The organism is Burkholderia sp. AU19243 (assembly GCF_018148075.1).
GTDB classification, from domain to species: Bacteria; Pseudomonadota; Gammaproteobacteria; order Burkholderiales; family Burkholderiaceae; genus Burkholderia; species Burkholderia latens_A.
Genome location: NZ_JAGSTV010000004.1, coordinates 147,036 through 157,077 on the forward strand (window position 1 = coordinate 147,036; position 10,042 = coordinate 157,077).

Sequence of the window (10,042 nt, forward strand, 5' to 3'; positions counted from 1 at the left end):
AAACTTTTCATGACCGAGCGACTGACCGACCTGCCTCAACTCGATCCCGAACGCTTTCGTGTGCCGGATCCGGCCCAGCTGCGGCCGGCATCGCCGTCGACTCATCCGCCGCGCCTGCTGCTGCTGTACGGATCGCTGCGCGAGCGTTCGTTCAGCCGCCTGCTGGTCGAGGAGGCCGGGCGACTGCTGACGGCGATGGGCGCGCAGGTGCGCATGTTCAATCCGAGCGGCTTGCCGCTGCCTGACGATGCGCCGGAGAGCCATCCGAAGGTGGTCGAGTTGCGCGAACTCGTGCAGTGGTCTGAAGGGATGGTCTGGTGTTCGCCCGAACGGCATGGCGCGATGACCGGCATCATGAAGTCGCAGATCGACTGGATTCCGCTATCGGTTGGCGCCGTACGGCCGACGCAGGGCAAGACGCTCGCGGTGATGCAGGTGAGCGGCGGTTCGCAGTCGTTCAACGCGGTCAACCAGATGCGCGTGCTCGGGCGCTGGATGCGCATGCTGACCATTCCGAACCAGTCGTCGGTGGCGAAGGCGTTCATGGAATTCGATGAGGCGGGGCGGATGAAGCCGTCCGCGTATTACGACCGCGTAGTCGACGTGATGGAGGAACTGGTGAAATTCACGCTGCTGACGCGCGACATCGGCCCGTATCTGGTCGACCGGTACAGCGAACGCAAGGAGAGTGCGGACGCGCTGTCGGCGCGGGTGAATCAGCGAAGCATCTGATGCGCGGTGGATGGCCGGCGCGGCCATCGCGATATCGGCCGCATGGGGAGCCGGCCGCTTGCACTGGCCGCGCCGTCGCCGCAGCAACGCAACGTGCGCAGCGGCGCGCGAGCCGGAATCGTCGCGCGCCAGCGCGGAACTGCGGGTTCATCGCGTATCGGGGCGCGCATCAATCGCGGCCGCGTGCCGCCACCAGCACCGCCACCGGCAGCGCCGCGAGGCACCGATCGAGCGGCAGTGCGCCGTCGTCCGATGCATCGACTTCGTCTCCGTCGCTCAGCCAGTCGCGCCAGCGCGTCGGCGCACCGCGCGGTAGCACGACCGCCGTCTCGCGCCATGCCGTCGGTTCGACGCGCGGCAATTCCGGCATTTCGCCGAGCAACCGGCACGCGAGCCGCGTCACGACCACGACGATCGTCACTCCTTCGCCGCATCGCGCGAACGCCACCGCATGCCGCCCGAGCCCGCCGCGCACGCGCAGCGGCACATATGCCCCGTCCGCGAACGCGCGCGGCCAGCGTGCGCGCAGCGCGAGCATCCGTTCGACCAGCGCCCGCTTGACGCGCGCATCGGGCCACGTCCGCAGATACGCGGCGACCGGTTCGTCAACCCGCTCGGCCGCGAGCATCGCGAACGGCACGTCGCGCCGGTTGTCAGGATCGACGAGCGAGTGATCCCATAACTCGGTACCCTGGTACAGATCGGGCACGCCCGGCGACGCCATTCGCAGCGCCGCCTGCGCGAGACTGTTGACGACGCCGGCCGGCGCGATCCGCGCGACGAACGCATGGAGCCGGTGCACGAAATCCCCGGCGCCGTGCGGCGTCAGGATCGCGCGGACAAACTGCTCGCAAGCGCGTTCATAGTTCGCGTCGGGCGCGAGCCAGTCCGTATGCCGTTTCGCTTCGCGCAGCGCCTTCGTCTGCCAGCGCACCACGCGTTCGGCGAGCGCTGCGAGGCCGGCCGCATCGTCGGGCATGAGCGCCGGCGGCCAGCAGCCGACGAGCGTCTGGTACAGCATCGCTTCGGCGGCCGGCCCCGGCGTCCACGCGAGATCGCGATGCGCGCCGCCGCGTTGCCGCTGGTTCAACGCGGACCAGTCGAGCGACACCGTGCGCCACAGATCCGGCACTTCGCTCAGCACCGCGAGCCGTGCGCGCGCATCCTCGCCGCGCTTGTGGTCGTGCGTCGCCGTCGCGACGAGCGTGTGCGGCACCGTGCGCGCGCGCCGCCGGTTGCGCGCATGGAACGCGCCGCGCGACAGACTGAACTCGCCTGCGTCCGCGCCGACTTCGTTGCGCGACAGCAGGCGGCCATACCGGTAGTTGGCCGTGTCCTCGACGCCCTTCGCCGCAAGCGGCGCAGTCAGCTGCGCGAACGCGACGCGGGCGGCGACGAGCGCGGCGGCATCGGCGCGCGGCACGCGTGCGCCGGGCAGCCCGAGCCAGCCGGCGACGCGGTCGAGCGCTTGGCGGTCCGACGGGTCGATCGCCGCGCATGCGGCGTCGTACGCGCGTTCGAGCACGCGACGATCGGCGCCGCCCGGCTCGTCGCCGTGCACCGGATACATCCGGTAGACGGGCAGATGCACGGCGAGCTCGCCCAGCACGCGATGAATCGCAATACGGCTCACGTCGCGCGTCGCCGGCGTCGCGCGCGCGATCCGGTGCAATGCGCGCGCTACACGCTCGTGCTCGCCGGCGAGCTGTCGCTTCAGCACGCGCCGCTTGCCGGCGACCGCTTCGTCGGCGAACGGGCGCGCGGAGCCGGACACGGCCGCCCAGTGCGCGGCAAGCGGCTCCGCGCCGGCCGGATCGTGCAGCAGCGCGGCAACGTCGTTCATGAAGTCGTAGCCGGTCGTGCCGTCGACGTGCCAGTCGTCGCGCAGCACCTCGTCCGGCGCGAGAATTTTCTCGACGACGATGTACGGCCTGGCGTCGCGCTGCGCGGCGAGCCGTGCATGCAGGCGGCGGCAATACGCGCGCGGATCGGCGAGGCCGTCCACGTGATCGACGCGCAGGCCGTCGACGTCGCCGGCCGCATGCAATGCGAGCGGCAGCGCGTGCACCGCGTCGAACACCGCATCGTCGTCGACGCGCACCGCTGCGAGCGTCGCGATGTCGAAGAAGCGCCGCCAGTTCAACTCGTCGGCGGCGGTGCGCCACCATGCGAGCCGGTAATGCTGGCGTTCGAGCAGGTGGTGCAGGCACGCGCGCGAGCGCGCGCGGCGCGGATCGGCGCCGCGCAATATCGCGTCGAACGCATGCGGGCCCTGCGCGGCGGCGTAGTCGCGCAGCGCCGCGTGCGCGGCCGCAAGGCGCGCGCTGCCGCGCACCGGTGCGGCGGCGAAGCGTTCGGCCAGCGCGTTCAGGTCTGCGCGGTTCGCGATGCGCAGGATTTCCGCATACGTCGATGCGGCCACCGGCAGCGTCCGGCCCGGGCACGCAATGAAGAACCGGCCGGCCGACGCATCGGCGCCGAGCGAGATGTCGCCGGCGGCGAGCGCGTCGCCGTACGGCGCACCGAGGCACGGCAGCAGCACCTTGCCGTCGAGCGCGGCATCGGGCGGATGCCAGTCGATGTCGAAGTAGTGCGCGTACGGGCTCGCCGGCCCCCATTCGAGCACGTCGTTCCACCAGCCGTTCGATGTGCCGCCGACCCCCATGTGGTTCGGCACGATGTCGACGATCACGCCGAGGCCGCGCGCACGCAGCGTATCGACGAGTCGCCGGAAGCCGGCCTCGCCGCCGAGCTCCGCGCTGATTGCGCGATGGTCGACGGTGTCGTAGCCGTGAAGCGAACCGGGTTCGGCCGTCGTGATCGGCGACAGGTACAGGTGGCTCACGCCGAGCCGCGCGAAGTAGTCTGCGTGCGCGGCCGCGTCGTCGAACGTGAAGCCCGCATGCAATTGCAACCGCAAGGTCGCGCGCGGCGTCATGCGTCCTCCTCCGGCACGCGGCGCGCGTGCTCGATCGCGTCGATACGCTTGCGCACGCCGGCGTCGAACAGCGCGTCGACCGCGCGCGGCAGTCGGCGCAGCCAGTTCGGATGGCCGCACGGCGGGCCGGGGAGGTTCGGCTGCGCGTCGAGCGCGAGCAAGTCCTCGAGCGGCACGATCGCGAGCGGCGCCGGACTGCGTGCGACGTACGCAAGTACGGCGTCGACCGGCGGCGCATCGGCTGCCGGCATCGTGTCGTTGGACTCCGCGCATCCGGCCTGTTGCAACGCGCGCCACAGCGCGGCGCGATCGGCCCCGCGTTCGGCGTCGGCTTTGGCTTCAGCGCCGGTGTCGGGGTCGACGGAGCCGGAGCCGGAGCCGGAGCCGACAGACGCGCCGGATTCGGCCAATGCCGCGAGGTCCGGGTCGGGCGGCGACGTGTCGTGCGGCGCTTGCGTGCCGGCGCCGGCTCCGCTGGCGCCTGTGTCGCCGCGATTGCCGTCATCGTCGTTATCGCCGCGCAGGCACGGCCGGGTCCGTTCGTCGCACGCGGAGCCGTGTGCGGCGGCAGCAAGCCCGACGTCGCCGCAGGCATTGCGCGCGTGGTCGTCGTTCGCGTCCACACGCCGGCGCCACTCGAGATCGACTCCGCGCCACCAGCCGGATACGGTCGGCAGATCGTGCGTCGACGTCATCGCGATCGCATCGCGATCCCATGCGCCCGGCCGCCGAAACGCGCCGTCCGCTTCACGCTCGAACCACAGCACGCGCATCCCGGCGATGCCCTGTGCGCCCAGCCGCTCGCGGAAACCCGCCGGTACGGTGCCGAGATCCTCGCCGATGGCGACCGCGCGATGCCGTGACGCCTCCAGCGCGACGAGCCGAACGAGATCGTCGAGCGGGTAACGCAGATATGCGCCGTCGCGCGGCGACGCACCGTCCGGCACGACCCACATCCGCGCGAACCCGAGCACGTGATCGATGCGGATGCCGCCCGCATGCGCGAACGCCGCGCGCAACAGCTCGACGAACGGCGCGAATGCGTGCTCGCGCAGCGCCGCGGGCGTCCACGTCGTCACGCCCCACGCCTGGCCTTCTGCATTGAACAGGTCGGGCGGCGCGCCGACCGACACGCCGCGCAGCAGCGTCGTGCCGTGCGCCCACGCATCGCTGCCCGCGCGATCGGAGCCGACCGCGAGATCGGCGATCAGCCCGATCGCCATTCCCGCATCGCGCGCCGCATGCTGCGCGTGGCCGAGCGCGTCGGACGCACACCATTGCAGGAACGTGTGAAACGCGACCGTGTCGGCATGCGCGTGCGCGAACGCGTCGACTTCGGGCGATGCGGGCATCCGCCATTGCGCCGGCCATTGCCGCCAGTCCGCGCCGATTCCGTGTTCGATGCAGAACGCCTGCAGCGCATCGAAGCGTGCGTGCGCGTCGAGCGCTGCGCCGCCCGCCGCGCGGAACCGTTCGAACGCGTCGCGCGACGGTTCGCCGTTCGCGCGCCATGCGTCGAAGCACGCGCGCAGCCGGCGCAGCTTGTGCGGCAGCACGTGCGGCCAGTCGATCAGCGGCGTGTCGGCAGCTGGCGCGGCGCGTTGGGCGTCGCCGTACATCCGCCGCACGATATCGGCGCCGGGCACCGCGTCGCTGTCGAGATACGCGACGTTGTGCCAGCGCCGCGACGACGGCGAATACGGGCTGTCATGTTCGGGCAGCGCCGGATAGCCGGCGTGCGTCGGGCTGATCGCGATCGCGTGTGCACCGTGCTGCGCCGCCTGCGACGCGAGACCGGCGAGCGCCGTGTAGTCGCCCGCGCCGTCGTCGTTCGTGCGGCGCAGGCTGTAGAGCTGCGCCGCGATGCCCCAGCGGCGCAGCGCATGCGGCTCGGCGTTGCGCGCGCGGTCCGCATCGAACTGCCCGTCGAACGGCCGTGCATGCGGCGGCGCGATCGCCAGCGCGATCCGCTGCTCGCCGATGTCGAGCGCGTGATAGCCGGGCAGCGTGAGCGCCGGCAGCGTGCCGCGCTCGCCGGCGCCGCCCACGCGCCCGTCGACGTAGTCGCCGGATTCGAGCGCGATCCGGAAGCGCGCGCCGGGCGGTGCGGCGGTGTGCGGCAGGCGCAGCGGCACACCGGCGTCGCCGGTGACGAGCCGCGGTGGTGCGTCGTGCGCATCGACGAGCGCGGCCGCGCTGTCGACCCGCTCGACCGGCGTGCCGCACGGCCAGCCGAGCGCGTCGACGAGCGCGATGAGCGCGTCGTCGTCCACGCGCCGCGCTACGCCGGCGGCGTCGATCCAGTCGGGCTCCAGGCCGGCTGCGCGCGCGAGTTCGTCGATCGGTACGTCGGTCGTCATGGGCGTGTGTGTCCGTTCGCGCGGTGAGTGAGCGCATCGTAGTTGACCGCGCCGTCGCGCCACGCGAGGCAGGCGCGCGCCGGCAGCCGCCGGTCGGGCAGCCGGTCGCGCGCGCGCGGCGGCGTCTCGAATATGACCTTGCCGACCGGCAGCGCGGTCAGCACGGCGTCTTGCGACGCGGGATTGAAGGCGATCGTCAGCGTGCTGCCATCGCCGAGCCGCCAGCGCGCGACGAGCGCCACCGCGTCGCGGTCGCCGTCGCGGTCGCCGTCGGCGGCCAGCAGCTCGACGCCGAGCGCGTGCGCGCCGGGCAGGTGCGGCGTCACGAGCGCCGCGCGCACGGTCAAGGCGCTGCGGTAGAAGCCGCGCCATGCGTCGCCGTCGGGCCACGCGTCGACGTCCGCGTGACCGGGCGACGAGCGCACGAACGTGCCGATGTCGTTCGGATCGGGAATCGCGTCGCGATGCGCGGGATCGGCGAACGCGGAAAATGCCGCGAACTCGCGGCGGCGGCCTTCGCGCACGGCGTCCGCAAGCTCGTCGCGATAGTCGGTGAAGAATTGAAACGGCTGCGTGCTGCCGTCTTCCTCGCCCATGAACAGCAGCGGAATCTGCGGCGCGAGCAGCAACAGCGCAGTGGCCGCACGCACCGCGTCGTCGTTGGCGAGCGCACGCAGCCGCTCGCCGAACGCGCGGTTGCCGATCTGGTCGTGGTTCTGCAGGAACGTGACGAATGCGGTCGGCGGCAGATGCGTGCTCGGTTCGCCGCGTGGCGCGCCGTCATGCAGCGGCGACGGCTCGCCCTGATAGGCGAACCCTTCGCCGAGCGTGCGCGCGAGATGGCGCAGCGGCGCGTCGGCGTACGCGCGATAGTAGCCTTCGCGCTCGCCGGTCAGCAGCACGTGTGCGCTGTTGTGGAAATCGTCGTTCCACTGCGCGTCGAAGCTGCCGGGCCCGAGCAGGCTCGCCGCATTGCGTTCGTTTTCGAGCACCAGGTGCACGTGCCGCGCGTTGCCCGCATACGCGCGCACGCGCCGGGCGAGCTCGCGCAGCCATGCATCGTCGTCGATCGCATGCGCGGCGTCGATGCGCAGGCCGTCGAAGCGGAATTCGTCGAGCCAGTACAGCGCGTTGTCGATGAAGAACGTGCTCGTCTGCGGGCGCGAGAAGTCGATCGCCGGTCCCCACGCGGTGTGCCGGTCCGCGCGGAAGAACTGCGGCGCATAGCGCGGCAACAGGTTGCCGTCGGGGCCGAAGTGGTTGTACACGACGTCGAGAAACACCTGCAGCCGGAGGCCGTGCGCGGTGTCGATCAGCGACTTCAGTTCCTCGGGACGCCCGTACGATGCGTGGGGCGCGAACGGCAGCACGCCGTCGTAGCCCCAGTTGCGCGTGCCCGGGAACGTGTTGACGGGCATCAGCTCGATCGCGGTCACACCGAGCGCTGCGATTGCCGGCAGCCAGCGCTCGACGTTCGCATAGCCGCCGCACGCACCGACGTGCAACTCGTACAGCACCGTCTCGTGCCACGGCCGGCCGGCCCACGCGTCGTTGCGCCAGCGGTACGCGGCCGGATCGACGACCTCGCTCGGCCCGTGCACGTCATACGGCTGAAAGCGCGACGCCGGATCGGGCGCCGTCAGGTCGTCGTCGAGCAGGTAGCGATAGAGCGTGCCCGGCCCGCACGGTGCGATCGCCTCGAACCAGCCTTCGCCGGCGGCCTGCATGGCGACGCGCTGTTCGTCGTTCAGCACGACCGTTGCTGTGCGGCTCGCGGGCGCCCACAGCCGGAAGCGCGTGTGCGCGGCATCGACGCAGGTCGCGCCGAACGACGAAGCGAACGCATGCGTGCCGGACGAAAGGGCGGAACGTGACGTCATGGCGGCTCCTTACGAGGGCAGGTCGGGTGGCACGGCCGCGACCGCAATCACGGCCGCATGCGCGGCGACGTCGAGGCCGCCTTCCGGCCACGAGCGCGGACCGGCGTCGGGCGTCGCGGTGTCGAGCAGAACGCGATAGTCGAGCAGCGGCGCGGGCGCCTTGAACGTGATCGTGTCGGCCGAGGCGTTCAACATCACGAGCAGCGCCTCGGTGCGCCCGGTGCGGCCGGTGCCGACGCGCCGCATCGTCAGCGCGCGGCGCTCGCCGTCCTCCCATGCGGGCACGCTCAGCTCCTCGCCGTGTTCGTCGAACCAGCCGATCTCGCGCATGCCGGGCGCGCCGTCGAGGTCGCCGTTCGGATAACGCGGCGCGGACATCACCGGATACATGCGCCGCATCGCGGCGAGCCGCGACACGAAGCGCGTCATCTGCACGCCGTCGTCGCTGCGCGCGAGATCCCAGTCGAGCCACGACAGTTCGTTATCCTGGCAATACGCGTTGTTGTTGCCGTGCTGCGTGCGTCCGAACTCGTCGCCGGCAACGATCATCGGCGTGCCGAGCGCGGTAAACAGCGTCGCGAGCATCGAACGCGCGACGCGCGCACGCAGGTCGCGGATCGCCGCGTCGTCGGTCGGCCCTTCGACGCCCCAGTTCGCACTGCAGTTGTCGTCGCGGCCGTCACGGTTGTCCTCGCCGTTCGCTTCATTGTGCTTGCCTGCGTACGACACGAGATCGGCAAGCGTGAACCCGTCGTGCGCGGTAATGAAATTCACCGACGCCCACGTGCGGCGCCGGTGGTGATTGAACAGGTCGGCCGAACCGGCGAGCCGTGCGGCGAGCTCCGGGCGCTGGCCCGCATCGCCGCGCCAGAAGCGCCGCACCGTGTCGCGAAAGCGGTCGTTCCATTCGGCGAAGCCGGCCGGATGGTTGCCGAGCTGGTAGCCACCGAGGCCGAGATCCCACGGTTCGGTGATCAGTTTGCGCTGCGCGAGCACCGGGTCCTGCCGCAATGCGTCGAAAAATCCCGAGCCCGGCTCGAAACCGTGATCCTCGCGGCCGAGCGTCACGCCGAGATCGAAGCGAAAGCCGTCGATGTTGAACGCGGTCGCCCAGTAGCGCAGCGAATCCATCACCATCTGCAGCACGCGCGGATGCGACATGTTCAGCGTGTTGCCGCAACCCGTCTCGTCGACGTGATAACGCGGGTCGTCCGGCCGCAGCCGGTAGTAGCTCGCGTTGTCGAGGCCGCGCCACGACAGCGTCGGGCCGAGCTCGTTGCCTTCGCACGTATGGTTGTAGACGACGTCGAGCACGACTTCGATGCCGGCCGCATGCAGCTGGCGGATCGCGATGCGCATCTCGTCGAGCCTGCGCGTCGACAGGTACGACGGCTCCGGCGCGAAGAACGCGGCCGTGTCGTAGCCCCAGTAGTTGCGCAGCCCGCGATTCACGAGCGCGCGCTGTTGCAGGAACGCATGCACCGGCAGCAGCTCGACCGTCGTCACGCCGATCGCCAGCAGGTGATCGATGAATGCCGGATGCGCGAGCGACGCGAACGTGCCGCGCTCGGGCGCGCGCAGCCCGGCGCGCCGCATCGACGCGCCGCGCACGTGCGTCTCGTAGATCACGGTGCTGCGCCACGGCACGTCCGGGCGCCGGTCGTTGCTCCAGTCGAATGCCTCGTCGACGACCACCGCCTTCGGCATCGCGGGCGCCGAGTCGCGGCGGTCCATCGACAGGTCCGCGCGGTTCGAATGCACGCGATAGCCGAACAGCGCGTCCGACCAGCGGAAGTGGCCGACCAGCTTGCGCGCGTACGGGTCGAGCAGCAGCTTGGTCGGATTGAAGCGATGGCCGTGCTGCGGCTGGTACGGGCCGTCCGCGCGAAAGCCGTACACCGTGCCCGGATGTGCGTTCGGCAGGTAGCCGTGCCATACCTCGTCGGTGCATTCGGGCAGGTCGAGCCGCGCGAGTTCCTTGCGGCCGGTCGAATCGAACACGCACAGCTGGATCCGGTGGGCGTGAGCGGAAAACACCGCGAAGTTGGTCCCAAGGCCGTCCCAGGTCGCGCCGAGCGGATAGCTGCGGCCGGGTTCGAGACGGTCGGGCAGGGCGGTCGGCATGGGGCGTA

The 10,042-nt window shown here is 71.2% G+C and carries 5 protein-coding genes; 1 reads left to right on the forward strand and 4 read right to left on the reverse strand.

The annotated features are described in order from the left end of the window. Nucleotides 1-9 precede the first annotated feature (9 nt). The gene (gene arsH / locus KDW55_RS09585; RefSeq protein ID WP_069242129.1) at nt 10-732 is read left to right on the forward strand and encodes an arsenical resistance protein ArsH; all 723 of its coding nucleotides are present in this window, start codon (nt 10-12) and stop codon (nt 730-732) included. A gap of 169 nt (nt 733-901) precedes the next feature. On the opposite strand, the gene treY is transcribed toward arsH, so the two are convergent. From treY to glgX, 4 genes are read right to left on the reverse strand one after another with little or no spacing between them, the layout of a single operon-like run. Further along, the gene (gene treY, locus KDW55_RS09590) at nt 902-3,670 is read right to left on the reverse strand and encodes a malto-oligosyltrehalose synthase (protein WP_212149076.1); all 2,769 of its coding nucleotides are present in this window, start codon (nt 3,668-3,670) and stop codon (nt 902-904) included. Beyond that, the gene (gene malQ, locus KDW55_RS09595) at nt 3,667-6,030 is read right to left on the reverse strand and encodes a 4-alpha-glucanotransferase (RefSeq protein ID WP_212197927.1); all 2,364 of its coding nucleotides are present in this window, start codon (nt 6,028-6,030) and stop codon (nt 3,667-3,669) included. Before malQ ends, treY begins: the two co-directional genes overlap by 4 nt. Next, nucleotides 6,027-7,910, reverse strand: coding sequence for a malto-oligosyltrehalose trehalohydrolase (gene treZ / locus KDW55_RS09600; RefSeq protein ID WP_212197928.1), 1,884 nt, complete (start codon nt 7,908-7,910; stop codon nt 6,027-6,029). Before treZ ends, malQ begins: the two co-directional genes overlap by 4 nt. Before the next feature lie 9 nt (nt 7,911-7,919). Beyond that, nucleotides 7,920-10,034, reverse strand: a complete 2,115-nt coding sequence (gene glgX, locus KDW55_RS09605; protein WP_212197929.1) for a glycogen debranching protein GlgX — start codon at nt 10,032-10,034, stop codon at nt 7,920-7,922. Between the last annotated feature and the right edge of the window lie 8 nt (nt 10,035-10,042).

What these genes read in the sequence shown, in the direction of transcription:
- arsH (WP_069242129.1), top strand. Translation starts at nt 10, where the DNA reads ATGACCGAGCGACTGACCGACCTGCCTCAACTCGATCCCGAACGCTTT.
- treY (WP_212149076.1), bottom strand. Translation starts at nt 3,670, where the DNA reads ATGACGCCGCGCGCGACCTTGCGGTTGCAATTGCATGCGGGCTTCACG.
- malQ (WP_212197927.1), bottom strand. Translation starts at nt 6,030, where the DNA reads ATGACGACCGACGTACCGATCGACGAACTCGCGCGCGCAGCCGGCCTG.
- treZ (WP_212197928.1), bottom strand. Translation starts at nt 7,910, where the DNA reads ATGACGTCACGTTCCGCCCTTTCGTCCGGCACGCATGCGTTCGCTTCG.
- glgX (WP_212197929.1), bottom strand. Translation starts at nt 10,034, where the DNA reads ATGCCGACCGCCCTGCCCGACCGTCTCGAACCCGGCCGCAGCTATCCG.